Origin of the sequence: Thiomonas intermedia (assembly GCF_002028405.1) — a bacterium.
In the GTDB taxonomy this organism is placed as follows: Bacteria; Pseudomonadota; Gammaproteobacteria; order Burkholderiales; family Burkholderiaceae_C; genus Thiomonas; species Thiomonas intermedia.
This window is the reverse complement of the sequence record NZ_CP020046.1, coordinates 2,474,615-2,498,168: the sequence shown is the minus strand read 5'-3', so window position 1 is coordinate 2,498,168 and position 23,554 is coordinate 2,474,615. Positions and strand designations below refer to the sequence as shown.

Below are 23,554 nucleotides of genomic sequence, written 5' to 3'. Positions count from 1 at the left end.
GCGACCTTCCCTGCACTCTATGCCGCTCTCCTATCGCCTGATTCGCCCGATTTTGTTCCGCCTCAATCCCGAATGGGCGCATCACCTCACGCTGAACGGCATTCGCATGGCGCATTCTGCCGGGCTGTCGATTCTGTATGCCCATCCCCTGGTGCGCGACCCGGTGGAACTGCTCGGACTGCGCTTCGCCAACCGTGTCGGCCTGGCCGCAGGGCTCGACAAGAACGGGGAGGCCATCGACGCGCTGGCGGCCATGGGATTCGGTTTCGTCGAGGTCGGCACCGTCACGCCGCGGCCGCAACCGGGCAACCCGACGCCGCGCATGTTCCGACTGCCGCAGGCGCAGGCGCTGATCAACCGCATGGGCTTCAACAATGCCGGGCTCGATGCTTTTTTGCGCCATGTTCGCCGCAGCCATCGGCCCGTGCCCATCGGCCTGAACATCGGCAAGAACGCCAGCACGCCCGTCGAACAGGCCCTCGACGATTACCGCCTCGGGCTGGAAGGTGTCTACACCCAGGCCGACTATGTCAGCATCAACATCTCCTCGCCGAACACCCGCAATCTGCGTCAACTGCAAACGGATGGAGCCTTGCAAGGCCTGCTGCAAGGCCTGGCCGAAACCCGCGAGCGTCTGAGCCAGCAGCACGGCCGTCGCGTGCCCATGCTGCTGAAAATCGCACCCGACCTGGACGATGCCGATATTGACGTCATCGCCGATCAACTGCTCACGCATGGGCTGGACGGCGTCATCGCGACGAACACGACCCTGTCCCGCGAAGCCGTGGCCGGCATGGCCCACGCGCAAGAGACAGGGGGTCTGAGCGGCGCGCCGGTACGGGAGGCTTCTGTGCGGGTTATTGCCCGCCTGCGTCGTCGCCTGGGGCGACAGGTCCCCATCATCGGCGTCGGCGGCATCCTGGCCGGAACCGACGCCGTCGAAAAGCTGCATGCTGGAGCGGACCTGGTGCAACTCTACACCGGCCTAATTTATCGCGGCCCCGAGCTGGTGGAGGAGTGCGCCAGAGCGCTGGCGCATGAGGCCAGCCAAGGGGGACAGCAGTAGAGTGGCTTTGTCCAGCCCAATGAAAAACGCCTGCAAACTGAGTTTGCAGGCGTTTTTCATTGGAAGATCCGGATATGAACCTTGTCGGATGCTGATTTTTATTTTTGTTTCAGGCGCGTCTTGTTCGCCGTGATGTGCTCATAGATTTCGCGGGATCGCTGGGAAAGCGGCCTGCCAAACCCTTCGCGCCAGGGCGAAGACACTTTCACCTGCGGTCGCTTGCGGAATGTGGAAGCCACTTCCTCTGCGTTCTGCATCATCAAATCCCAGGGATCTGCCGATTTTGTCGTGGTGGAGGAGTTTGACTCTTCGAGTTCAACACCGTTGGTTTTGCTTGTGGTCGTCGCTTTTGCCACGTTTACCCCTCTGATGGAACTGTGGGACAACACTGTCTGCCGCATACCACATGCAACAGAAAATGGCCCCGTTAAACACCCGTCCATTATAACCGGAAGTATGCTCCAACGCCCACCCGGTCTGAGCAAAACCCGCAGGGCTTCAGTCGAGGAACGGGGCAAGCCGCTGCAGCACGGCCTCACGGCCCAGCAGGGCCAGAACCGCATCCACGGCCGGCGTCTGCTCCCGTCCCGTCACCATGAGGCGCACAGGCATGGCGAGTTGCGGCATCTTCAGGCCGTGTTGTTTGAGTACGCCTTTGAGCGCTGCGGCAATCGCCTCACGCGTCCATTCCGGCAGCTCGGACAGTTGATGGCGCAGATCCATCAATGCCTGTTTTCCTTGCACTCCCAGATGCTGTTCAAGCGCAGACGCGTCGGGCGTCGTGGGTCGGTAGAACAACAAGGTCTGCTGCGCCAGCTCGGGAAGCGTCTGGGCGCGATCGTGAAGCAGCGCGCAGACGGCCTGAAGCTCCGGGGTTTGCGCGGCGATGCCGTCCCGATCCAGCAAGGGGCGTATGAGCGCGGCCAGCTGATCGGCGGGCGTGTGTTTGATGTAGTGGGCGTTCACCCAGCGCAGCTTGGCTTCGTCGAACTGCGCGGGCGAGCTGCCCAGGTGGTCGAGATCGAACCACTCCAGGAACTGCGCCCTTGAGAAGATCTCCGCGTCGCCGTGGGACCAGCCCAGCCGCGCCAGATAGTTGACCACGGCATCGGGCAGATAACCTTCGTCGCGGTACTGCAGCACGCTCTTGGCGCCATTGCGTTTGGACAGCTTCTCGCCCTGCTCGTTGAGCACGGTGGGCAGGTGCGCATAGCGCGGAGGTGTGGCACCCAGCGCCTGGAAGATATGCAGTTGCCGCGGCGTGTTGTTGACGTGATCATCGCCGCGAATCACATCGGTGATCTGCATGTCGATGTCATCCACCACGACGCAGAAGTTGTAGGTCGGTGTGCCATCGGGGCGGGCAACCACGAGATCGTCGAGTTCCTCGTTGCGGATCTCCACCCGGCCTTTGACAAAATCGTGCCAGGCCACGACGCCGTTCGCCGGGGTCTTGAAACGCCATACCGGCTGGACGCCGTCGGGAACCGGCGGCAGGACCTTGCCCGACTCCGGGCGCCAGGTGCCGTCATAGCGGGGCTTCTGCTTGGCTGCAGTCTGGCGCTCACGCAAGGCATCGAGCTCGGCGCTGGACATGTAGCAGGGATAGACCCAACCCGCCTGGCGCAGTTGATCGAGCACCTCGCGGTATCGCGGCATGCGCTGCATTTGATAGAAAGGGCCTTCGTCGTAATCGAGGCCAAGCCAGTCCATCGCCTGCAGAATGACCTGGACCGCCTCTTCGGACGAACGCTCGGTATCAGTATCCTCGATACGCAGAATGAAGTCGCCTCCATGATGGCGGGCAAACGCCCACGGATAGAGCGCCGATCGGATGTTGCCCAGATGGATGAATCCGGTCGGGCTGGGAGCAAATCGGGTACGGACGCGGTGCGGCTCGGTGGTCATCGTCAAAGTCAGAAAGTCACGGAAAGCAGGAATGCCCAAGACACGCGCTCAGGCCAGGGTCGACAATCCCCGGCTCAGATCGCGCTGAAGGTCGCTCAGATCCTCCAGCCCGACGGCCAGGCGAATCAGCCCCTGGCCGATGCCGGCGGTCTGGCGCTGCGCTTCGCTCAGTCGGCCATGCGTGGTCGTCGACGGGTGGGTGATGGTGGTTTTGGTGTCGCCCAGATTGGCGGTGATGGAGCAGATGCGCGTGTGATCGATGACGTGGAACGCGCGCGCCTTCGCCTGCTGCGCCTCCGTGGCCTTGAGCTCGAAAGACAGCACGGCACCCCCAGTCTTCTGCTGCCGCATGGCCAGCGCATGCTGCGGATGGCTTTCCAGGCCGGGATAGAACACCCGGCCGACCGCTGGCTGCGCCTGCAGCCACTGCGCCATCGCCAGGGCGGCCACGCTGTGCGCCTTCATGCGCACGCCCAGTGTCTCCATGCCCTTGAGCACCACCCAGGCATTGAACGGTGAAAGAGAAAGCCCCACGGTGCGCTGCACCGGCAGCAGCTTGTCGCGGATCGGTGCGGCCTTGCCGCATACGGCACCGGCGATCACCCTTCCCTGCCCATCCAGGTACTTGGTGCCGGAATGAATCACCCAGTCGGCACCGAAATCGAGGGGACGCTGCAAGGCCGGTGAACAGAAGCAGTTGTCCACCGCCAGCTCGGCACCGGCGCCATGGGCCAGGTCGGCCAAGGCGGCAATATCGCAGACCTCGGTGAGTGGATTGGACGGCGTTTCGGCAAACAGAAGCCGGGTGTTGGGACGCAGGGCTGCCGCCCACTGACTCACATCGGTCTGCGAGACGAACGTCGTCTCCACGCCGAATCGCGCGAGTTCGCGGCCGAACAGATTGATCGTGGAGCCGAACACACCCTGCGAGCAGATCACATGATCGCCCGCTTTGAGCAGCGCCATGGCCAGCAACAGGATGGCGGCCATCCCGCTACCCGTGGCCATGCAGGCCTCGGCGCCCTCAAGCGCGGCAAGCCGCTGCTCGTAGCTGGACACGGTGGGATTGGAAAAGCGCGAGTAGACAAAACCCTCCTGCTCCCCGGCAAACCGGGCGGCCGCAGTCGCCGCGTCGGGATGCACAAAACTGCTGGTCAGGAACAGGGCCTCGCTGTTTTCGCCGTATGGCGTGCGCGGCAAGGCCTCGCGTACCGCGAGCGTATCGAGCGCAAGCGAAGGGACGTTTCTATCGTCCGCCGTCATGAAGGCTGCCCCTGCTCTTCAGCCCCCTGAAGACTGAGCCGGCCCGTATTGGGCGCGACAGTGCCCCCCCGGTTCTGACCCTCTTCGGGCGGCAGGGTCCCGGCGATGTAACGGCCGTCGAAGCAGGATGCCTCAAACTCCGTGATGTCAGGGTTGACCTCGCGAATCACCCGCTTCATGGCGTCGAGATCCTGATAGACCAGCACATCGGCGCCGATGATCTGCCGGATCTCTTCGACACTGCGGTTGTGCGCCACGAGTTCCGACGCCGTGGGCATGTCGATGCCGTAGATGTTGGGATAGCGCACCGGCGGCGCAGCCGACGCGAGATAGACCTTGCGCGCCCCGGCCTCACGGGCCATCTGCACGATCTCGCGCGAAGTCGTGCCGCGCACGATGGAGTCGTCCACCAGCAGCACGTTGCGGCCGGCAAATTCCTGGCCGATGGCGTTGAGCTTTTGCCGTACCGATTTCTTGCGCACCGCCTGTCCGGGCATGATGAAGGTTCGCCCCACATAGCGGTTCTTCACGAAACCCTCGCGGTAGGGACGGCCCAGCTTGTGCGCCAGCTGCATGGCCGACGGCCGGCTCGACTCGGGAATGGGAATGACCACATCGATCTCGCTGGGCGGCAGCACCGAGATGACCCGCTGCGCCAGGGTTTCGCCCATGCGCAGGCGGGCGCGATAGACCGACACTCCGTCGAGCACGGAGTCAGGGCGGGCGAGATAAACGTACTCGAAGATGCAGGGGTTGCGCTGCGCTGAACTTGAGCATTGCTCGCTGTGCACCCGGCCTTGCAGGTCGACGAAAATCGCCTCGCCCGGCGCGATGTCGCGCTCGAACTTGTAGCCCGTGCCCTCCAGCGCGACCGACTCGCTCGCCACCATCACCTCGCCGCCCTCGCCCGCCGTGCCAAAGCACAGCGGACGGATGCCGAAGGGATCGCGGAACGCGAGCAGACCGTGACCGGCGATCAGCGCCACCACCGCATACGATCCGCGCAAGCGCTGATGCACCGCGCGCACCGCGGCGAAGATGTCTTCGCTCGACAGCGGCAACCCGTGCGTGCGGCGTTCGAGTTCGTGCGCCAGCACGTTGATCAGCACTTCCGTGTCCGACTCGGTATTGATGTGGCGGTGATCGACATTGAACAGCTCACGCTTGAGCGCCACCGCGTTGATCAGATTGCCGTTGTGCGCCAGCACCAGGCCAAATGGCGCATTGACGTAGAACGGCTGCGCCTCCTCCTCGCTTTCAGCGTTGCCAGCCGTCGGGTAGCGCACCTGGCCGATGCCGTAATCGCCCGGCAGCGCGCGCATATTGCGGGTGCGGAACACGTCACGCACCATGCCCCGTGCCTTGTGCATGTAGAGCTTGGCGCCCGAGCCCGTGACGATGCCTGCAGCGTCCTGCCCACGGTGCTGGAGCAGCAGCAGCGCATCGTAGAGAAGCTGGTTCACGGGTTGTTGCGAGATGACACCGACGATGCCGCACATGGAGTTGATCTTTCAGGAAACGAGAAAAGAGCCGTGCCCGTCAGCCTTGCGGCAAACGGGCAACAAGAGCCGTTGGCAACCAGGGTCGGATCACCAGCAACAAGGACTGCGCCGGCGGAATGAGCACGGCAGTTTTCCACATGGCGCTCTGCGCCAACGCCGTCTGCGCGGCCAGCGCGACAAGCAGCAAGGACAACGCAACACCTTTGACCAGACCGATCAGTGCCCCCATGCTGCGATCGAAAAGGCCCAAACCCGTCGCGCGCAACAGCAAGCGCAGCGCTGACGCGAGTATGCCCGCGCACAGCACCACCACGATGAAACACATCGCATAAGCCGCCAGCAGTCGCATTTCGGCATTGTCGACGGCCAGCAAATACCTTGCACCCAGGCTGGGCGCGAAATGCGCGGCAAACCAGACGCCCCCGATCCATCCCAGCAAAGTGACGATTTCATAGACGGCCCCTCGCAACAGGCTGATCAGTACGCTCAAGCCCACCACGACCAGCAGGAAACCGTCCAGCGGACTCACAACGTCAGCACCGCGCCACCCAGTCCGAGTGCCTGGAGTTTGTGCAAGACCCGCTCGGCCTCGTCGCGTGAGGAAAACGGACCGACTCGCACACGCACGCGCTTGCCTTGAGGTGTATCGACGACCTGGGTGTAGGTCTTGAAGCCCGCCTTTTCAATCTTGGCACGGACAGACTGGGCGGCATGCGCATCGGCAAACGCACCGGCCTGCACCACGAAGCGCGCCTTGGAGGGGGCGGCATCCTCCTGCGCGGCCGATTTCTTGCTCGACAGCGCCGCTTCGGCCTGGGCATTGGAAATCTGATCCGGCGACTTGCCCTCCAGTGCGGCAAGTGCCTGGCGCGCACTGGCCAGCTTCCGGGTCTGTTCAGGCGGCGTGGTCTGGGGCTTGGGCGCAGGCGGGGTCGGGGCGACAACCGCCGGTGTCGGCGGCACCGCCGTGGGTTTGGGCACAGCCGTCGGGGCCACGGCGGGCTTGGAGGCCGCCGCCGGGGCGGGCGCAACCGAGGCGGCAGCCGACTGCACGGGCCTGGACGCCGCGCTTGCCGTTTGCGCCACGGCCGCACGTTCGCCCGCCGGCACCGCGACGCTCGACGCCGCGGGCAGCATGGGTGCGGAAGCGGGCACCGCCAGGCCAGGCGCCTTGGTCTGCGAGGGAATATCGAGCGCGATATTGGAGGGCACCGGCTTGGGCTTGGCGTCGAACACCAGCGGGAACACGATCACCCCCAGCAAAACCAGCGCCACCGCGCCGATCAGACGCCTGCGCGCGCGCGCGCGCAGCGTGTCCTGGCTTTGCGAGTCGGAGTCATCGCCCCTCGGGGAGCGACGGGCGGAATTACGGGGAGCGCCGAAGGTCATTGCGGGGAGGATTCGAGATGCTTGCCATGAAGTCGGGGCAGCCCCTTCTGCATCACACCGCCCACGGTGTAGAAGGAGCCGAACACCACGATTCTATCGGCCAGCTCCGCCGCAGCCGCCGCGGCCCCCAAGGCCTGCAGCGGGTCGGCGTGCAACACGATGCGAGCTTCCGGTTTCAAGACAAGCAGGCTGGCGGCGATCTCTTGGGCCTCGGCAGCGCGCGGCGTGGGGAGGTCGCAGAGATGCCAGACATCGATCAGCGGCACCATGCGGCGCAGCATGCCCGGAATATCCTTGTCAGCCATGGCGCCGAACACGGCGTGGGTCACCGGAAAGTAACCCATGCTGTCGAGATTCTCGGCCAGCACGGCAATGGCATGCGGGTTGTGGCCAACATCCAGCACCAGCGTGGGCTGTCCCGCGAGGACTTGAAACCGCCCGGAAAGCTCCGCCCTCGCGAAACCCTCGCGCACCGCCTGCGCGGCCACAGGCAGAGAGGTCTGCAGCGCCTCCAACGCCGCGAGCACGCCGCTGGCGTTGAGCAACTGATTGGCGCCCCGCAAGGCCGGGAAGGCCAGGCTGTGCCGACGCTGCGTACGCCCTTGCCAGCTCCATTGCTGCGGCAGATGGGTGTAGTGGAAATCCCGCCCTGCCAGCCAGAGGTCGGCGCCGAGGGCCTGGGCGTGGGCCAGCACCGAGGCCGGCGCCTGCGGATCGCTGACGATGGTCGGCTTTGCGGCCCGCATGATGCCGGCCTTCTCGCGGCCGATGGTCTCCCGGTCGGGCCCGAGGTATTCCATGTGGTCGAGATCGATACTGGTGAGAATGGCGCAATCGGTATCGATGACGTTCACCGCATCGAGCCGTCCTCCCAGGCCGACTTCGAGGATGACCGCATCGAGTCGCTCATGGGCCAGCAGCGACAGTATGGCCAGGGTGGTGAACTCGAAATAGCTCAGACTCACCGCTGAACCAGCCGGCCCCGCCGTCAGACGGGCCTGCTCGACCGCGGCGAAATGCGGCAACAGCGCCTGGGCCTGCACCGCCTGGCCGTCGATGCGGCAGCGTTCCTCGAAATGCACCAGATGCGGCGAGGTATAGACCCCGACGCGATAGCCCGCCGCAAGCAGGATGGCCTCGAGCATCGCGCAGGTCGATCCCTTGCCGTTGGTGCCGGCCACGGTGATGACCGGGCAGGCGAACTGCAGCCGCATGGTCTCGCGCACCGCCCGAACCCGGTCGAGTCCCATGTCGATGACGCGTGCGTGGAGCGACTCGGCGTGGGACAGCCAGCCGTCCAGAGTTTGGGGTGTCGGGGACATACGGAACGCCCGCTGCACGCGCGAGCGCGCAACGGGAAATCTGGAAAATCAGGAGACGATCGAATCGGCGGGCTGGCGCAGCAACATGGCCAGCATCTGGGCCAGTTCGCCGCGCAGCTCGCGCCGATCGACGATGCGGTCGACCGCGCCCTTCTGCAGCAGAAACTCGGCGCGTTGGAAGCCCTCGGGCAGTTTTTCCCGCACGGTGTTTTCGATCACCCGCGGACCGGCGAAGCCAATCAGCGCCTTGGGTTCGGCGAGCACGACGTCGCCGATGAAGGCAAAACTGGCCGACACGCCACCCATGGTCGGGTCGGTCAGCACGCTGATGAAGGGCAACCCGGCCTTGGAGAGCTGGGTCAGGGACGCATTGGTCTTGGCCATCTGCATCAGGCTGAGCAGCCCTTCCTGCATGCGCGCACCGCCCGTGGCCGTAAAGCAGATGAACGGCACCTTCTGTTCGATGGCCGCCTGCACCCCGCGCACGAAACGCTCGCCGACGACGGAGCCCATGGAACCTCCCATGAACTCGAACTCGAAGCAGGCCACCACCACCGGCAGGGTCTGAATGGCGCCGCCCATGACGACCATCGCGTCGGTCTCCTGCGTGTTCTCGAGCGCCTCTTTGAGACGGTCGGGATATTTGCGGCTGTCCTTGAATTTGAGCGGATCGATGGGCAGGACTTCCTGGCCGATCTCGAACCGACCCTCGGGGTCGAGCAGGGCATCGAGCCGCGCGCGCGCGCCGATGCGCATGTGGTGGCTGCACTTCGGACAGACGTTCTGGTTGAGCTCCAGATCCGACTTGTAAAGGACGGTCTCGCAAGACGGGCACTTGACCCAAAGTCCCTCGGGTACCTGGCGCCGATCCTGCGGGCTGGTCTGTTGAATCTTGGGGGGGAGGAGCTTTTCCAGCCAACTCATGTCTGTCTCTCCTTAGGCGTCCAGCGCCTGGCGAATGTCTTGGATGAAGCCGCGCGCAACGACCGCAGCGTGCTCTGCGGGCTGCGCCTCCATCAGTTCGATCAGACGCGAACCGATGACCACGGCATCGGCCAGTCGGCCGATCGCGCGCGCGGTCTGCGCGTCGCGAATGCCAAATCCTACTCCCACGGGCACATGCACATGGGTGCGGATGCGGGGCAGCATGGCGGCCACGGCCGAAGTGTCGAGATGGCCCGCGCCCGTCACCCCCTTGAGCGAGACGTAATACACATAGCCGCTGGCGATGCGGCCCACATCGGCCATGCGAGCGTCCGTGCTGGTGGGGGCGAGCAGAAAGATCGGGGCGATATCCACCGCCTTGAGCGCCGCGGCGAAGGCCTCGCTTTCCTGCGGCGGATAGTCGACGATGAGCACGCCGTCCACGCCGGCGGCCTTGGCCGCCGCCACAAAGGCCTCCACGCCAAAACGCTCTACCGGATTGGCGTAACCCATCAGCACGACGGGGGTGACGGCATCCGTCTGGCGGAATTCGCGCACGAAATCCAGCACCTGGGGCAGGCCGATGCCTCGGGCAATGGCACGCTCGGTGGCGCGCTGAATCACCGGCCCGTCGGCCATGGGATCGGAGAACGGCACGCCGAGCTCGATCACGTCGGCGCCGCCCTGCACCAGAGCGTGCATGACCTCGACCGTCACCGAAGGCGCGGGGTCGCCCGCGGCGATGTAGGGGATGAGCGCCTTGCGGCTCTGGGCGCGGAGCTGGGCGAAGCGTTGGTCGATGCGGTTCATGTCGCGGCTCCAGGCTGGCGGGCGAACAAGGTGTCGAAGTTCACGCCCTCGCGCTCGGCCACGGTATTGATGTCTTTGTCCCCGCGCCCCGAGAGATTGACCAGGATGATCTGGTCAGGCCGCATTTGTGGCGCCAGTTTGATGGCATGAGCCAGGGCGTGGCTGGATTCCAGCGCCGGAATGATGCCTTCGATGCGGCACAGTTCGTGAAAGGCGGCCAGAGCCTCGTCGTCGGTAATGCCGACGTACTCGGCGCGCCCGAGGTCATGCAGCCAGGCGTGCTCGGGGCCGACACCAGGGTAATCGAGCCCGGCGGAGACCGAATGCGTCTCCATGATCTGACCGTTGACGTCCTGCAGCAGGTAGGTGCGGTTGCCATGGAGCACGCCGGGGGTGCCGGCCGAAATCGAGGCTGCGTGCCGCCCCGAATCCAGCCCGTGCCCAGCCGCCTCGACGCCGATGAGCCGTACCGACTCATGCGCAATGTAGGGGTAGAAGATGCCCATGGCATTGCTGCCCCCGCCCACGGCCGCGATCACCGCGTCGGGCTGGCGGCCGGTCATCTCGGGCATCTGCTCCAGGCATTCGTCGCCGATGACCCGCTGGAAATCGCGCACCATCTGCGGATAGGGATGAGGCCCGGCCACGGTGCCGATGATGTAGAACGTGTTCTCCACATGGGTCACCCAATCGCGCAGGGCCTCGTTGAGCGCATCCTTGAGCGTCTTGCTTCCCGACTCGACCGGCACCACGCGCGCACCCAGCAGATTCATGCGATAGACGTTGGGCGACTGGCGCTTGACGTCCTCGCTGCCCATATACACCACACACTCCATGCCATACCGCGCGGCAATGGTGGCCGTGGCCACGCCGTGCTGACCCGCGCCGGTTTCGGCGATGACGCGCGGCTTGCCCATGCGCCGGGCCAGCATGGCCTGCCCGATGGTGTTGTTGATCTTGTGCGCGCCGGTGTGGTTGAGGTCTTCGCGCTTGAGGTAGATGCGCGCGCCGCCGAGTTTGTCGCTCAGGCGGGCGGCGTGATAGATCGGACTGGGGCGCCCGACGAAATGCTTGAGTTCGTAGCGGAATTCGGCCAGGAAGTCCGGGTCGTTCTTGTAATGATCGTAGGCCGCCTGGAGCTCTTCCAGGGCGTGGCTCAGGGTTTCGGCGATGAAGCTGCCGCCGTAGGGGCCGAAATGGCCACGGGCATCGGGATAGGCATAGTCAAACATAAGGAGATCTCGTCTGGCGCCAGGCGGGCGATCCGCACCGGCTTGAAGCTACAGGTCTGCAGCGCGGACCGCGGCGATGAACTCGGCGATGCGCTGCGCGCTCTTGAGGCCCTTGGACGCCTCAACGCCGGAACTGACGTCAACGCCCCAGGGACGCAGTTGCCGGATGGCATGCGTCACATTTGCAGCATGCAACCCACCAGACAAAACGAGGGGATGCGCGACGTTTGCAGGAATGCGTGACCAATCGAAGACCTCTCCCCCTCCGCCGTATCCAGGCTGGTCAGCATCCAAAACGAGGGCTTGGGATGTGGAAAAACGAGAAGCAAAGTCTAACAAATTCAAGCCTTCGCGCATCCGCGCCGCGCGCATGTATGGATGGCGGTAACGGGTGCAGTCATCGGGTGCTTCATCGCCGTGAAACTGCAGTAGCGCGGGCCTCACCTGATCGATCACTTCTTCGACAAGGTCCGGTGCGGCATTCACGAACAGCGTGACGACCGACACGAAGGGAGGCAGACTGAGCGCGATCTCCCGCGCCTGCGCCACGCTGACATGACGCGCACTGGGCGGATAGAACACCAGGCCGATGGCGTCGGCGCCAAGGGCCGCGGCCGCCCGCGCGTCTTCCACCCGCGTGATGCCGCAGATCTTGATGCGGGTCCGCGCGAGTGCGGGCGATGAAGAAGGCGTGTCGGACATAAGCAGTCAGATCAGCAGGCCGATCTGGACAGGAGGCGGTGGAAGGCCGAATTCTGCCGGGTAATCCGGTCCGAGGAAATAGAGCCCATCGGCCATAAAGGTGGGCGCCGCCAATCGCCGGTCACCACGCTCCAAAATTTCGGCGAGCCAGCTCACCGGCTTGGCGCCATTGCCGACCGCCAACAGGCTGCCCACGATATTGCGCACCATGTGATGCAGGAAGGCATTGGCGCGCAAATCGAACACCACATAATCGCCGTGCCGCGCGATCTCGATCGCATGCAAGGTCTTGACGGGGCTGCGTGCCTGGCATTCACTGGAACGAAACGCGCTGAAATCATGTTCGCCCAGCAGACTTTGCGCGGCGGCACGCAGAAGGTCGAGATTCAGCGGGCGATGCGTCCAGCCAACGCGTGCCTGATCGATCGCCGGGCGCACGGGGTGTTGGCGCAGGATGTAGCGGTAACGCCGCTGGAAGGCGCTGCGGCGCGCATCGAAAGCCGCTGGCAGCTCTGTCCTTGCCCATTGCACGGCGATGTCCCGGGGCAGAAAGGCATTGACGCCGCGCACCCATGACGACGTCTCGCGCTGCAGCGGCGTGTCGAAATGCACCACCTGGCCGAGCGCGTGCACCCGAGCATCGGTGCGTCCGGCGCAGACCGTGCGGGGGGTGCAACCGAGAAACTGCGCCAGCGCCCGTTCCAGATGGTCCTGCACACCGCAGCCGCCGGGCTGACTCTGCCAGCCGCAATAAAAAGTCCCGCTGTAGCTCAGACCCAGTGCCACTCGGCTCTGAGCCTGAGGGAGCGAGGCGTCAGCGGCCAATCTTGTTCAGCATGTCCTGCGCGCGCTGCTGCAGTTGCGGATCGCCTTCGGCAATGACTTCGCTCAACAGATTGCGCGCCGACTCGGCGTCCCCGATGGCCATGCTCTCGGCCGCAAGCTCCAGGCGCAGGTCGAGGGACGGTCTGGACTCGGTAAAGTGCGGCTCCAACTTGGGCAGGTCGGTGTGCGGCCCGGCGGTCATCTTGACCTCGGCATCCTGCAGGGAGATGCTGCTGAGATCGAAATCGAGCCCAGCATCGTGCCCGGATGTTGGCAACGGTTTGCTCTCTTCCACCGCCAGCGTCGATGCGGGTGCGCCGAAGTCGGACGGCATGTTGAAGTCAAGACCGCCAGACATCAGGAAGTCGCCCTCTGCCGGTTTTGCAGGCTCGGCCGGCACCGCCGTGGCTGCGGGAACGTCGATCTGCGGCAGGGCCGACATGGCCTGGGGCGCGGGTGCGCTTGCCGGTGCGGGCTCGCCCATGGGCAGACTCAGATCGAGGTCCAGATGCTCGGGCATGGCCGCCTTGGGCACGGCCGCCTCCAGGCCGGACAGCATTTCGGTGCTGGGCAAGGTCTGCGGCGTCAAGGCCGCCAGGGCCGTGGGCGTGGCAACCGGAAACTCCGTCTGCGGCATGGTCGAGGGCTGGCCCAGCGTGCTGGGCAGCACCGTGTTGTGATAGAGCGGATTGACCGGGTCGAGGCTGCGACCCAGGTCTTGCGCGCGCTTCCAGTCTTCGCCCACGCCCTGAGTCAGAGCGAACAACTCGGCAGCGCCGACCTCGAAGGAGCGCGAGTCCTTGCGCTTGGCGTAGATCTCCAGCAATTTGAGACGCGCGGCCAGGCGATCCGGATTGGCCTTGACGGCCTCTTTGAGAATCTCCTCCGCCTGCAGGTCGCGGCCGTAGGCCAGATACACATCGGCCTCGGCCACCGGATCGACGTCATTCGTGTCGAGCTGGCTGGAAGAGAACGTGGAACTCATACTGCCATTGCGTGTATCCACCCGTTCGCCGCCGGTACCCCCGAAGAAGCTGTCGGCCACGCTCATGCGGCTGTCGAAAACCGAGACGTCACGCTGAGACTTGGCGGCCTTCTTGCGCTGTGCCAGCCAGGCCAGCAGCAACAGCAGCACCACCAATCCACCGCCGGCAGGCAAGAGCAGAGGGTTGGCCAAAAGGCTGCTGAAGAACCCCTCCTGTTCGGGAGCCGCCGCGGGCTTGGTCACTTTGGGCGCCGCGGGCTTCACGGCAGGCGCAGGTGCGGATGCGGCGGCCGACGTGGCAACCGAAGCAGCGTGAGGCGCGGACGCCGCCTGTGGCGCCGAAGCCGCCTTGGCAGCCGATGCTGCGGCGCTTGGGACAGCCGCGGGTTTCGACGCTGCAGCAGGCAGAGGGCTCTTGACCGGCACGGTCACCGTTTCGGCAGCCTTGCTGGCAACCGTGGCAGCGGGTGCCGCAACCTGCGGCTTCGCCGCCGCGACGGTTTGCGCCTGCTGGGACAGCGCCTTGAGCGCATCGACATTCTTCTGCAGCTGCTTGATCTTTTCTTCGTCCTGCGCGGCCTGCTTCTTGTCGGCGATCTGCTGCGCCTTCTGCGTGCCCGCCGCGTCCGCCTTGCTCAGCTTGAGTTTGTTTTCGGGCTGGGCGCCGGCCGATGCAGGTTCTTGAACCTGCGCCTGCACCTTGCCAGTGGCTTCACGCTGCGATTGGGCGGCCTGCGGCTTGGCCTGGCCGCCCATCTCCGCCAGCCTGCGACGGTAGGCGTTGAAACTCTCGCTTTGTGCCAGAACGAAACGGCGCGCTTCGGGCTGTGTGATGCTCTGTGCCTGTTCGGCCGTGGGCATTTGCAACACTGCGCCTGACTTCACCAGGTTGATGTTGCCGTCGATGAAGGCCGATTGATTGGCCCGGTAGATCGCCGTGAGCATCTGGTCGAGCGAGACAGCCTGCACGCCAGCGGCGTTGGCGATCTTGCCCAGCGTGTCGCCGGGCTTGACCACATACTGACCCGAGGTCATTGCGGGCTTGGCCGCAGGCTTCCTCGCCGCCGGAGGTTCCACAGGCATTTTTTGAGCCGGCATGGGCATGGGCTGCAGCGCCGGCGCGGTCATGGCGGGCGGGCTGGCCACCACGGGCGGCGCGGGAACGGCGGGTGACGGGGTTGCGGTTTGAACCGGCACCTGTGCCGCGCTTGGCGTTCCCTGGAAATTGGGCGGATCGAGCAGCAGGGTGTAATCGCGGCTCAACTGGCCGTTGGCCCATTGGGCGCGAATGAGCAGATCGAGAAAAGGCTCATTGATCGGACTGCTGGAGGTCACACGCAGATAGGAACGCCCATCCGGGCTGCGCTCGAGCTTGATCTGAACGCCGGACAGTGCACTGCTGTAATGAAGCTTCGCCGCCTGAAACGCATCCGGCGGGGCAACGCCCACACGCAGCGACGAAGCCTCGTCGGCGCTGAGCTGGGTGATGTCGATTTCCGCTCGAAGGGGCTGACCCAAGGCCGATTGCACCTTGACCCCCCCGAGGCCGAATGCGTAGGCCTGACCAGCAGTTGCACCCAGGGCGATTGCCAGGGCCAGACGTCGAGTGTTCTGTCGCAGCATGTGGGCTGCCCCCCAATTTTTGATGATGTCGGATGCGCAATTCCCCTGCGGCTGCAGAGATAAATTGCGTCAAATTTCACCATATCATCAACAAATTAGGCTGACAAGTTGAGGCGCCAAGACAGGCCGATGCAAGCCGTGCAACTGTGGCATTCCGGCGATTCCTGGGACGCCGGAAGGCCCAGGCTCAATGACGCTCGAGCAGGATGCGCAGCATGCGGCGCAGCGGCTCGGCCGCCCCCCACAGCAACTGATCGCCTACAGTGAATGCCCCCAGGTAGTCTGGCCCCATGGTCAACTTGCGCAAGCGACCGACGGGGATTTGCATCGTGCCCGTCACGGCCACGGGCGTGAGCTGGTTCATCGTGGCTTCGCGTTCGTTGGGCACGACCCGAACCCAGGCGTTGTCGGCTGCGATCATGCCTTCGATCTCGTCGAGGGGCACGTCCTTCTTGAGCTTGAAGGTCAGAGCCTGACTGTGGCAGCGCATGGCGCCGACGCGCACGCAGAATCCATCGACCGGCACGGCGGGGGAACCGAAGCCCGCGCCCTGTCCCAGTATTTTGTTGGTCTCGGCGCCAGCTTTCCACTCTTCGCGCGAAACGCCGTTGCCGAGGTCTTTGTCGATCCACGGAATCAGGCTGCCGGCCAGCGGCACGCCGAAGTGCTGGGTCTGCGCGGCGTCGAGCGCCTTCTGCTGAGCCAGCACGTCGCGGTCAATGGCCAGGATGGCGGAGGCCGGGTCGTCGAGCAGCGCCCTCACCGAACCGTTGAGCGTGCCGAATTGCGTGAGCAGTTCGCGCATGTGCTGCGCGCCGCCACCCGAGGCCGCCTGATAGGTCATGCTGGTCATCCACTCCACCAGGCCCGCCTTGTAGAGCGCGCCCACGCCCATGAGCATGCAGCTCACGGTGCAGTTGCCGCCGATCCAGTTGGCGCCGCCCTTGGCCAGGGCGGCATCGATGACCGGGCGGTTGACCGGATCGAGAATGATCACGCAGTCATCGCGCATGCGCAGCGTGGAGGCGGCGTCGATCCAGTGGCCTTTCCAGCCGGAGGCACGCAGCTTGTCGAACACCGCCGTGGTGTAGTCGCCCCCCTGAGCGGTGATGATGATGTCGCACCGGCGAAGCTGCTCCAGATCGTGTGCGTCCTGCAGCTTGGTTTCGCTCTTCGCTTCCGCCGGAGCCTTGCCGCCCGCGTTGCTGGTGCTGAAAAACAGGGGTTCGATCAGGTCGAAATCGCCTTCTTCGCGCATGCGCTGCATCAGCACGGAGCCCACCATGCCGCGCCATCCCACCAAACCCACCAAAGTCGTTGCCATCATCTGTTCCGTTGTGTTGTGTTTGCAATGCCGCGATCAGCCCAGCGCGGCTAGCACCGCATCGCCCATCTGCGCGGTGCTGACCTTCTGCGTGCCGGGCGCGTGGATGTCGGGCGTGCGCAGACCCTGCGCAAGTGCCTTCTGCACGGCGGCCTCGATGCGGTCGGCCTGCTCGGCCATCCCCAAGGAATGGCGCAACATCATGGCCGCGCTCAGAATGGTCGCCAGCGGATTAGCGATGCCCTGGCCAGCGATGTCCGGGGCGCTGCCATGGCTGGGCTCGTAAAGCCCTTGTCCCTTTTCATTCAACGACGCCGAAGGCAGCATGCCAATGGAGCCGGTCAACATCGACGCCTCGTCGCTGAGGATGTCGCCGAACATATTGCCGGTGACGATGACGTCGAATTTCTTCGGCGCCTTGACGAGCTGCATCGCGGCATTGTCCACATACATATGGTCGAGCTGCACGTCCGGATACTGCTGGCCGACTTCGGTGACGACGTCTTTCCAGAACTGGAACGTCTCCAGCACATTGGCCTTGTCGACGCTGGTCAGGCGCTTGTTGCGCCCCTGCGCCGCCTTGAACGCCACATGCGCGATGCGCTCGATTTCCGGGCGGCTGTAGCGCATGGTGTCGAAGGCTTCGTCGGCGCCGGGAAAGTGGCCGTCGGTAGCCACGCGCCGACCGCGCGGCTGACCGAAGTAAATGTCGCCGGTCAGTTCGCGCACGATGAGAATGTCCAGGCCCGAAACCACTTCGGGCTTCAGGCTGGAGGCATCAGCCAGTTCGGCGTACAGGATGGCCGGACGCAGATTGGCGAACAGTCCCAGGTTCTTGCGCAAGCCCAGAATGGCCTGCTCGGGGCGAAGGTGCCGCTCCAGGGTGTCGTACTTCCAGTCGCCCACGGCGCCGAACAGCACGGCATCGGCCGACTTGGCCAGATTCAGGGTGGCCTCGGGCAGCGGATGACCGCTCGCGGCATAAGCCGCCCCGCCTACCGGGGCGAATTCGAAGGTGAAATCGAATCCGTCTTGCGCAATGCGCTTGAGCACCTTGACGGCTTCGGCAATGATCTCGGGCCCGATTCCGTCTCCGGGCAATACGGCAATATTCATGAGGAAGTGGTCAGTGGGAAGGTGGAATCGCGTCAAAGGATGCGGTTGTCGAGCCAGGGCATGCGCGCCAGGCGCTCGGCCTCGTAGGCGCGGATGTCCTGTGCATGACCGAGGGTGAGGCCGATGTCGTCGAGCCCGTTGATCAGGCAGTGCTTGCGGAAGTCGCCCACCTCGAAGGCAAGCTCGCTGCCATCGGGCTTGACCACCACCTGCCGCGGCAGATCGATGGTGAGCGAGTAACCGACGAAGCCATACAGTTCGTCGAACAGCCGCGTCACTTGCGCCTTCGACAGCTGAATAGGCAGCACGCCGTTCTTGAAGCAGTTGTTGTAGAAGATGTCGGCGTAGCTGCTGGCGATCAGGGCGCGAAAGCCGTATTGCTGCAAGGCCCAGGGGGCGTGTTCGCGGGACGAACCGCAACCGAAGTTGTCGCGTGCGAGCAGGACGCTGGCTCCGGCATAGCGAGGCTGGTTGAGCGCGAAATCAGGATTGGGTTTGCGCGAGGCCGGATCTTGCCCCGGCTCGCCATGATCGAGATAGCGCCACTCGTCAAACAGATTCGGGCCGAAGCCGCTGCGGCGGATCGACTTCAGGAACTGCTTCGGAATGATGGCGTCGGTATCGACATTGTCGCGATCCATTGGCGCGACAAGTCCTTTGTGGACGACGAATTTTTCCATGGTGTGTTTGCGCGTTGCCGCGGCATTCGGGTGTTATTTCGACTTGTCAGCCGCATTGGTGATGGCTTGGCCACCCGCCTTGAGATCCTGGCCCACACCCGCCACGGTATTGCAGGCGGTCAGGGACAGCAGCGAGGCGGCAAGCAGAAGAAGGGTCAGCAGGGGTTTCATGTTGATCTCCTGAAAAAGACGGGGTGACTCGTCAGAGTTTGCGTACATCGACAAAATGCCCGGCGATGGCCGCGGCCGCAGCCATGGCTGGACTGACCAGATGGGTGCGTCCGCCTGCGCCCTGCCGCCCTTCGAAGTTGCGATTGGACGTGGAGGCGCAGCGTTCACCAGGCTCCAGGCGGTCGGCGTTCATGGCCAGGCACATGGAGCAGCCGGGCTCGCGCCATTCAAAGCCCGCAGCCCTGAAGATTTTGTCCAGCCCTTCGGCCTCGGCCTGCGCCTTCACCAGACCCGAGCCCGGCACCACCAGCGCCTGCCGTACATTCGCCGCGACATGCCGTCCGGCCACCACATGCGCCGCGTCGCGCAGGTCTTCGATGCGCGAGTTGGTGCAGGAGCCGATGAACACCTTGTCGATGCGGATATCGGCAACCGCCTTGTTCGGCTCCAGGCCCATATAGGTCAGCGCACGCTCCATCGCCGAGCGTTTGTTGGCGTCCTTTTCCTTGTCGGGGTCGGGCACGCGGCCGTCGATCGGCAGCACCATTTCCGGCGACGTGCCCCAGGTGACCTGCGGCACCAGTTCACGCGCGTCGAGCGTGACCACGCGGTCGAACGTCGCATCTGCATCGGAATGCAGGCCGCGCCAGTACTGCACCGCCATGTCCCATGCCACGCCGGTGGGCGCGAAGGGACGACCGCGCACATAGTTGACGGTGATGTCGTCCACAGCCACCAGCCCTGCGCGCGCGCCGGCCTCGATGGCCATATTGCACAAAGTCATGCGCCCCTCCATGCTGAGCGCGGCGATGGTGCTGCCCGCAAACTCGAGGGTGTAGCCCGTGCCCCCGGCGGTGCCGATCTTGCCGATGACGGCCAGCGCGATGTCCTTGGCGCGACAGCCTGCGGGCAGCGCCCCGTCCACGCGCACCAGCATGTTCTTCATCTTGGGCGCGAGCAGGGTCTGGGTGGCCAGCACGTGCTCGACTTCACTGGTGCCAATGCCGAAGGCCAGAGCCCCGAACGCGCCGTGAGTGCTGGTGTGCGAATCGCCGCAGACCACCGTCATGCCCGGCAGCGTGGCGCCCTGTTCGGGACCGATGACATGCACGATGCCCTGGCGGCGGTCGTTCATGCGGAACTCGGTGATGCCGTTGGCCGCGCAGTTGGCATCAAGCGTGTCGACCTGCAGCTTTGATATCGGATCGGCGATGCCCTCAGCGCGGTCGGTCGTGGGCACGTTGTGATCGGCCACGGCCAGATTGGCACTCACCCGCCAGACCTTGCGGCCCGCGAGTTGCAGGCCTTCAAAGGCTTGCGGGCTGGTGACTTCGTGCACCAGGTGGCGGTCGATATAGAGCAGCGCGGTACCGTCATCCTCGGTACGTACCACATGCTCGTCCCATAATTTGTCGTACAGCGTACGGCCCATTGGCTTCTCCTGCGTCTGGCGCATCGGGTGCGCAGAACTTGTCATGAACGGTCGATTTTAATGGGCGCGACCCGAACCCGCGCGGGGCTGGGCCTGCATCCACGCGACTGACAGATCGAACGATCCGTCGGTCTGAACGCGCATGGCCTGCCGCGCCTCCTGAGGCGCACGGTCCAGCACGTCGCGGATGGCCTGCACGCGCAGTTCCGGGGTGCGCATGCGCGCCACCCACGAGGCGAAGTCCATGGTCAGGGTCCAGCCATCCGTCCGAGGCGCGGCAAAGCCAGCCTGGTCCAGCATGGCCGCCCATTCCGACACGCGGTAGTCGCGCACATGGGAGGCGTCGCGCAACAACTCCACCGTCTGCAGCAGGGTGTCGCAAAGAGGCGATTCCAAGGCCACGGCGTCGATGACGATCAGCGTGCCTTCGGGGCGGACGACCCGGCGCATTTCACGCAGGGCGGCGGGAACATCGGGCCAGTGATGGGCTGAGAATCGGGTGACCACCAGGTCGAAGCTGGCCTCGGCAATCGGCAGCTTGTCGGCCGGCCCCTGACAAGTCTGCAGTCCGTGCAGGCCGCGGGCTTGCGCTTCTTGCGCCACGATCGCGAGCATCTCAGGCGACAGGTCCAGGGCGGTGACCTGCGCCCCGGCGGCCGCCAGGGCGAAGCTGGCGTGCCCGGCCCCGCAACCGAGGTCGAGTGCGCGGCAGGGGGGCGCTTGCTGCACCATCGCGCCAAGACGCTGCAGGTCCTGTCCCTGCGCGTGCACGGTGCTGGTGAGGTAGGCGGCGGCGGTGGTGCCGAACTGATGGGCGGCCAAATCGTGCTGTTTCATGGAGGTCTCCAAGACGATGCAATCAACGATGGCGCCAAGATAGCCCGACATTTTTCCTGGTACAAGATGAGAAAATATCCTGGTATAAAGACCCACCAGCATAAAGTGCGAACAACCCGCGTGAGCCTGCCTTCGTGAAAGCCACCCTGTCGCCCCCGTCATCTGCCCTCTCTGGAGATTCACCTCAGGGCAGTCGCCTTCTGGGCGAGTTCATCCGTCTGCACCGCAATCGTCTCTCGCCTGCAGCCGCCGGTTTGCCGTCTGCGGGGCGGCGGCGGGCGCCCGGGCTGCGCCGCGAAGAGCTCGCTTCGCTCTGCGGCGTCAGCGCCACATGGATCACCTGGCTGGAACAGGGTCGCTCTGTCGCCGCGTCGGCCAAGACGCTGGAGCGGCTGTCGCACGCGCTGCAACTCAGCACAGCGGAACGGGCCTACCTCTTCGAGCTGGCCCGGCGGCGTGACCCCAGTGAGCCCACGGCACCTCCCAAGGCGGTCGATGTCGTGCTGCGCAGCGTGCACGCGATGGGACATCCGGCCTATGTGCTGAATCAGCGGTGGGACGTGGTGGCCGGCAATGCCCCCGCCGCCGATCTGTTTCTCGACTGGCAGGCCGACGGCACCGAGGCCGATCCGACGGCACCCCCGAATCTGTTCCGCTTTCTGTTCTTCAATCCCCAGGCCCGGCTGCTGATCGAGAACTGGCCCGTTCGGTCCAAGCGCCTGGTCGCGGAATTCCGGGCGGATTGCGGCGGTCGTCTGCACACGCCACCCCTGCGCGCATTGATCGAGGAGTTGAGCGCACGCAGCCCCGAGTTCGACGCACTCTGGAAGCTCAACGACGTGCAGGAGCGCGAAGGCGGAGAACGCGGCTTTCTCCACCCCCGGCATGGCCGCCTGGTCTACGAACAACTGACCCTCCGCGCCGCGCTGCATCCGGACTACAAGCTGGTGATGCTGCTGCCGATCACGGCGGCGTGATCACGGACGGCGCACGCAAAAAAAGACCGCGCACTGCGCGGTCTTGACCGGTCGATGGCGGTCTCGCGACCGATCAACCCGGTTCAGCCCCGTTCGGCGATGGGCTTGACGTCACGGCGCGCCGAGCCGGTGAAGAGCTGGCGCGGTCGGCCGATCTTGTACTCGGGGTCGGTGAGCATTTCGTTGAGCTGGGCGATCCAGCCCACGGTGCGCGCCAGCGCGAAGTTGGCGGTGAACAGCGACACCGGCACGCCGATGGCCTTCTGCACGATGCCCGAATAGAAGTCGACGTTGGGGTAGAGCTTGCGCTGGATGAAGTAGTCGTCTTCCAGGGCGATTTTTTCCAGGGTCATCGCCAGCTTGAACATCGGGTCGTCGTGCAGGCCCAGGGCATCGAGCACTTCGTGGCAGGTCTCGCGCATGAGCTTGGCGCGGGGGTCGTAGTTCTTGTAGACGCGGTGGCCGAAGCCCATCAGCCGCACCGAGGAGTTCTTGTCCTTGACCTCGTTGATGAACTCGCCGATCTTGGCCACGCCGCCCCGGGCCTGGATGTCGTCGAGCATGTTCAGGCAGGCCTCGTTGGCGCCGCCGTGCGCAGGCCCCCACAGGCAGGCCACGCCAGCGGCAATTGCCGCGAACGGGTTGGTGCCGCTGGACGCGCACAAGCGCACCGTCGAGGTGGAGGCATTCTGCTCATGGTCGGCGTGCAGGATGAAAATGCGGTCGAGCGCCCGCTCGATCACCGGATTGGGCTCGTAGTCCTCGCACGGCGTGGCCCACATCATGCGCATGAAATTCGCCGCATAGCTGAGCTTGTTCTGCGGGTACATATAGGGCTGGCCCATGGTGTACTTGTACGCCATGGCCACCAGGGTGGGCATCTTGGCGATGAGGCGGATGGCCGAGATGTCGCGCTGCTCGGGGTCGTTAACGTTGATCGAATCGGGGTAGAACGCCGACATGGCGCCGACCAGGCCGGTGAGCACGGCCATGGGGTGGGCGTCGCGGCGGAATCCGCGCAGGAAGAACTGCATCTGCTCGTGCACCATGGTGTGCTGGGTCACGCGGTCCGCAAAGGCCTTTTTCTGCTGGGCGTTCGGCAGCTCGCCGTACAGGATCAGGTAGCAGGTTTCCATGTAGTCGCACTGCACGGCGATCTGCTCGATGGGATAGCCGCGGTAGAGCAACTCGCCCTTGTCGCCGTCGATGTAGGTGATGGCCGAGCTGCACGACGCGGTGGACAGAAAGCCCGGGTCGTAAGTGAACTTGCCGGTCTGGCCATACAGCTTGCGGATGTCGATCACGTCCGGGCCGATGGTGCCCTTGTGGATCGGCAGATCGATGCTGGGCGAGCCGTCGCTGAACGAGAGGGTCGCTTTGTCACTTGATTGAGTCATTTTCATTTCTCCGGGGACTGTGTAGGGGGGCTCCCGGAGCGGTACTCCGGGGACGGAATGACGCGAAAC

22 protein-coding genes are annotated in these 23,554 nt (G+C 64.7%); 2 read left to right on the top strand and 20 right to left on the bottom strand.

Annotated elements, in window-relative coordinates; genetic code table 11:
• The first annotated feature begins 19 nt into the window (after window positions 1-19).
• Window positions 20-1,066, top strand: a complete 1,047-nt coding sequence (locus BVH73_RS11740; RefSeq protein WP_079418888.1) for a quinone-dependent dihydroorotate dehydrogenase — start codon at window positions 20-22, stop codon at window positions 1,064-1,066.
• Between the two features lie 98 nt (window positions 1,067-1,164).
• On the opposite strand, the gene BVH73_RS11735 is transcribed toward BVH73_RS11740, so the two are convergent.
• From BVH73_RS11735 to BVH73_RS11645, 19 genes are all read right to left on the bottom strand, one after another.
• Window positions 1,165-1,422, bottom strand: coding sequence for a hypothetical protein (locus BVH73_RS11735; protein WP_079418886.1), 258 nt, complete (start codon window positions 1,420-1,422; stop codon window positions 1,165-1,167).
• A gap of 142 nt (window positions 1,423-1,564) precedes the next feature.
• Window positions 1,565-2,974, bottom strand: coding sequence for a glutamate--tRNA ligase (gltX, locus tag BVH73_RS11730; RefSeq protein ID WP_079420567.1), 1,410 nt, complete (start codon window positions 2,972-2,974; stop codon window positions 1,565-1,567).
• Window positions 2,975-3,022: 48 nt separating this feature from the next.
• A complete protein-coding gene (locus BVH73_RS11725) occupies window positions 3,023-4,237 on the bottom strand; it encodes an O-succinylhomoserine sulfhydrylase (RefSeq protein WP_079418884.1) in 1,215 nt (404 codons plus the stop codon).
• Complete coding sequence (gene purF / locus BVH73_RS11720) at window positions 4,234-5,736, bottom strand: amidophosphoribosyltransferase (protein ID WP_079418882.1); 1,503 nt, start codon at window positions 5,734-5,736, stop codon at window positions 4,234-4,236. The genes BVH73_RS11725 and purF overlap by 4 nt, the downstream gene beginning before the upstream one ends.
• A gap of 40 nt (window positions 5,737-5,776) precedes the next feature.
• Entirely contained in the window at window positions 5,777-6,268 is a 492-nt protein-coding gene (locus BVH73_RS11715; RefSeq protein ID WP_079418880.1) for a CvpA family protein, read from the bottom strand.
• Window positions 6,265-7,128 (bottom strand): SPOR domain-containing protein, encoded by an 864-nt coding sequence (locus tag BVH73_RS11710; protein WP_079418878.1) that lies wholly within the window; start codon window positions 7,126-7,128, stop codon window positions 6,265-6,267. Before BVH73_RS11710 ends, BVH73_RS11715 begins: the two co-directional genes overlap by 4 nt.
• The gene (gene folC / locus BVH73_RS11705) at window positions 7,125-8,450 is read right to left on the bottom strand and encodes a bifunctional tetrahydrofolate synthase/dihydrofolate synthase (protein WP_079418876.1); all 1,326 of its coding nucleotides are present in this window, start codon (window positions 8,448-8,450) and stop codon (window positions 7,125-7,127) included. The genes BVH73_RS11710 and folC overlap by 4 nt, the downstream gene beginning before the upstream one ends.
• Window positions 8,451-8,498: 48 nt before the next feature.
• Window positions 8,499-9,374: an acetyl-CoA carboxylase, carboxyltransferase subunit beta gene (gene accD / locus BVH73_RS11700; RefSeq protein WP_079418874.1), complete on the bottom strand. Its 876-nt coding sequence runs from the start codon at window positions 9,372-9,374 to the stop codon at window positions 8,499-8,501.
• A gap of 12 nt (window positions 9,375-9,386) precedes the next feature.
• Window positions 9,387-10,184, bottom strand: a complete 798-nt coding sequence (gene trpA, locus BVH73_RS11695; RefSeq protein WP_079418872.1) for a tryptophan synthase subunit alpha — start codon at window positions 10,182-10,184, stop codon at window positions 9,387-9,389.
• Window positions 10,181-11,416 carry a tryptophan synthase subunit beta gene (trpB, locus tag BVH73_RS11690; protein ID WP_079418870.1) on the bottom strand — a complete coding sequence of 412 codons (1,236 nt, stop codon included), beginning with the start codon at window positions 11,414-11,416 and terminating at the stop codon, window positions 10,181-10,183. The genes trpA and trpB overlap by 4 nt, the downstream gene beginning before the upstream one ends.
• 48 nt (window positions 11,417-11,464) lie before the next feature.
• A complete protein-coding gene (locus BVH73_RS11685; protein WP_079418868.1) occupies window positions 11,465-12,118 on the bottom strand; it encodes a phosphoribosylanthranilate isomerase in 654 nt (217 codons plus the stop codon).
• Window positions 12,119-12,124: 6 nt separating this feature from the next.
• The gene (truA, locus tag BVH73_RS11680; protein WP_079420565.1) at window positions 12,125-12,898 is read right to left on the bottom strand and encodes a tRNA pseudouridine(38-40) synthase TruA; all 774 of its coding nucleotides are present in this window, start codon (window positions 12,896-12,898) and stop codon (window positions 12,125-12,127) included.
• Between the two features lie 34 nt (window positions 12,899-12,932).
• A complete protein-coding gene (locus BVH73_RS11675) occupies window positions 12,933-15,551 on the bottom strand; it encodes a motility hub landmark protein FimV (RefSeq protein WP_245800331.1) in 2,619 nt (872 codons plus the stop codon).
• A 187-nt stretch (window positions 15,552-15,738) separates the two neighbouring features.
• Window positions 15,739-16,875, bottom strand: a complete 1,137-nt coding sequence (gene asd, locus BVH73_RS11670; protein ID WP_079420563.1) for an aspartate-semialdehyde dehydrogenase — start codon at window positions 16,873-16,875, stop codon at window positions 15,739-15,741.
• Window positions 16,876-16,911: 36 nt separating this feature from the next.
• Window positions 16,912-17,991 (bottom strand): 3-isopropylmalate dehydrogenase, encoded by a 1,080-nt coding sequence (gene leuB / locus BVH73_RS11665; protein ID WP_079418864.1) that lies wholly within the window; start codon window positions 17,989-17,991, stop codon window positions 16,912-16,914.
• Window positions 17,992-18,023: 32 nt separating this feature from the next.
• A complete protein-coding gene (gene leuD / locus BVH73_RS11660) occupies window positions 18,024-18,671 on the bottom strand; it encodes a 3-isopropylmalate dehydratase small subunit (protein ID WP_079418862.1) in 648 nt (215 codons plus the stop codon).
• 33 nt (window positions 18,672-18,704) lie between these two features.
• Complete coding sequence (locus BVH73_RS11655) at window positions 18,705-18,842, bottom strand: entericidin A/B family lipoprotein (protein ID WP_079418860.1); 138 nt, start codon at window positions 18,840-18,842, stop codon at window positions 18,705-18,707.
• A gap of 31 nt (window positions 18,843-18,873) precedes the next feature.
• The gene (gene leuC, locus BVH73_RS11650; protein WP_079418858.1) at window positions 18,874-20,274 is read right to left on the bottom strand and encodes a 3-isopropylmalate dehydratase large subunit; all 1,401 of its coding nucleotides are present in this window, start codon (window positions 20,272-20,274) and stop codon (window positions 18,874-18,876) included.
• 57 nt (window positions 20,275-20,331) lie between these two features.
• Window positions 20,332-21,111, bottom strand: a complete 780-nt coding sequence (locus BVH73_RS11645; RefSeq protein WP_079420562.1) for a class I SAM-dependent methyltransferase — start codon at window positions 21,109-21,111, stop codon at window positions 20,332-20,334.
• A 146-nt stretch (window positions 21,112-21,257) separates the two neighbouring features.
• On the opposite strand from BVH73_RS11645, the gene BVH73_RS11640 reads away from it, so the two are divergent.
• Window positions 21,258-22,088 carry a helix-turn-helix domain-containing protein gene (locus tag BVH73_RS11640; RefSeq protein ID WP_079420560.1) on the top strand — a complete coding sequence of 277 codons (831 nt, stop codon included), beginning with the start codon at window positions 21,258-21,260 and terminating at the stop codon, window positions 22,086-22,088.
• A gap of 83 nt (window positions 22,089-22,171) precedes the next feature.
• On the opposite strand, the gene gltA is transcribed toward BVH73_RS11640, so the two are convergent.
• The gene (gltA, locus tag BVH73_RS11635) at window positions 22,172-23,485 is read right to left on the bottom strand and encodes a citrate synthase (protein ID WP_079418856.1); all 1,314 of its coding nucleotides are present in this window, start codon (window positions 23,483-23,485) and stop codon (window positions 22,172-22,174) included.
• Window positions 23,486-23,554 lie beyond the last annotated feature (69 nt).

Coding starts and splice junctions, on each gene's coding strand:
- BVH73_RS11740 (WP_079418888.1), top strand. CDS start 20: ATGCCGCTCTCCTATCGCCTGATTCGCCCGATTTTGTTCCGCCTCAAT.
- BVH73_RS11725 (WP_079418884.1), bottom strand. CDS start 4,237: ATGACGGCGGACGATAGAAACGTCCCTTCGCTTGCGCTCGATACGCTC.
- BVH73_RS11645 (WP_079420562.1), bottom strand. CDS start 21,111: ATGAAACAGCACGATTTGGCCGCCCATCAGTTCGGCACCACCGCCGCC.
- leuD (WP_079418862.1), bottom strand. CDS start 18,671: ATGGAAAAATTCGTCGTCCACAAAGGACTTGTCGCGCCAATGGATCGC.
- trpB (WP_079418870.1), bottom strand. CDS start 11,416: ATGTTTGACTATGCCTATCCCGATGCCCGTGGCCATTTCGGCCCCTAC.
- accD (WP_079418874.1), bottom strand. CDS start 9,374: ATGAGTTGGCTGGAAAAGCTCCTCCCCCCCAAGATTCAACAGACCAGC.
- leuB (WP_079418864.1), bottom strand. CDS start 17,991: ATGAATATTGCCGTATTGCCCGGAGACGGAATCGGGCCCGAGATCATT.
- BVH73_RS11685 (WP_079418868.1), bottom strand. CDS start 12,118: ATGTCCGACACGCCTTCTTCATCGCCCGCACTCGCGCGGACCCGCATC.
- leuC (WP_079418858.1), bottom strand. CDS start 20,274: ATGGGCCGTACGCTGTACGACAAATTATGGGACGAGCATGTGGTACGT.
- BVH73_RS11655 (WP_079418860.1), bottom strand. CDS start 18,842: ATGAAACCCCTGCTGACCCTTCTTCTGCTTGCCGCCTCGCTGCTGTCC.
- gltX (WP_079420567.1), bottom strand. CDS start 2,974: ATGACCACCGAGCCGCACCGCGTCCGTACCCGATTTGCTCCCAGCCCG.
- trpA (WP_079418872.1), bottom strand. CDS start 10,184: ATGAACCGCATCGACCAACGCTTCGCCCAGCTCCGCGCCCAGAGCCGC.
- BVH73_RS11675 (WP_245800331.1), bottom strand. CDS start 15,551: ATGCTGCGACAGAACACTCGACGTCTGGCCCTGGCAATCGCCCTGGGT.
- folC (WP_079418876.1), bottom strand. CDS start 8,450: ATGTCCCCGACACCCCAAACTCTGGACGGCTGGCTGTCCCACGCCGAG.
- purF (WP_079418882.1), bottom strand. CDS start 5,736: ATGTGCGGCATCGTCGGTGTCATCTCGCAACAACCCGTGAACCAGCTT.
- gltA (WP_079418856.1), bottom strand. CDS start 23,485: ATGACTCAATCAAGTGACAAAGCGACCCTCTCGTTCAGCGACGGCTCG.
- BVH73_RS11710 (WP_079418878.1), bottom strand. CDS start 7,128: ATGACCTTCGGCGCTCCCCGTAATTCCGCCCGTCGCTCCCCGAGGGGC.
- asd (WP_079420563.1), bottom strand. CDS start 16,875: ATGGCAACGACTTTGGTGGGTTTGGTGGGATGGCGCGGCATGGTGGGC.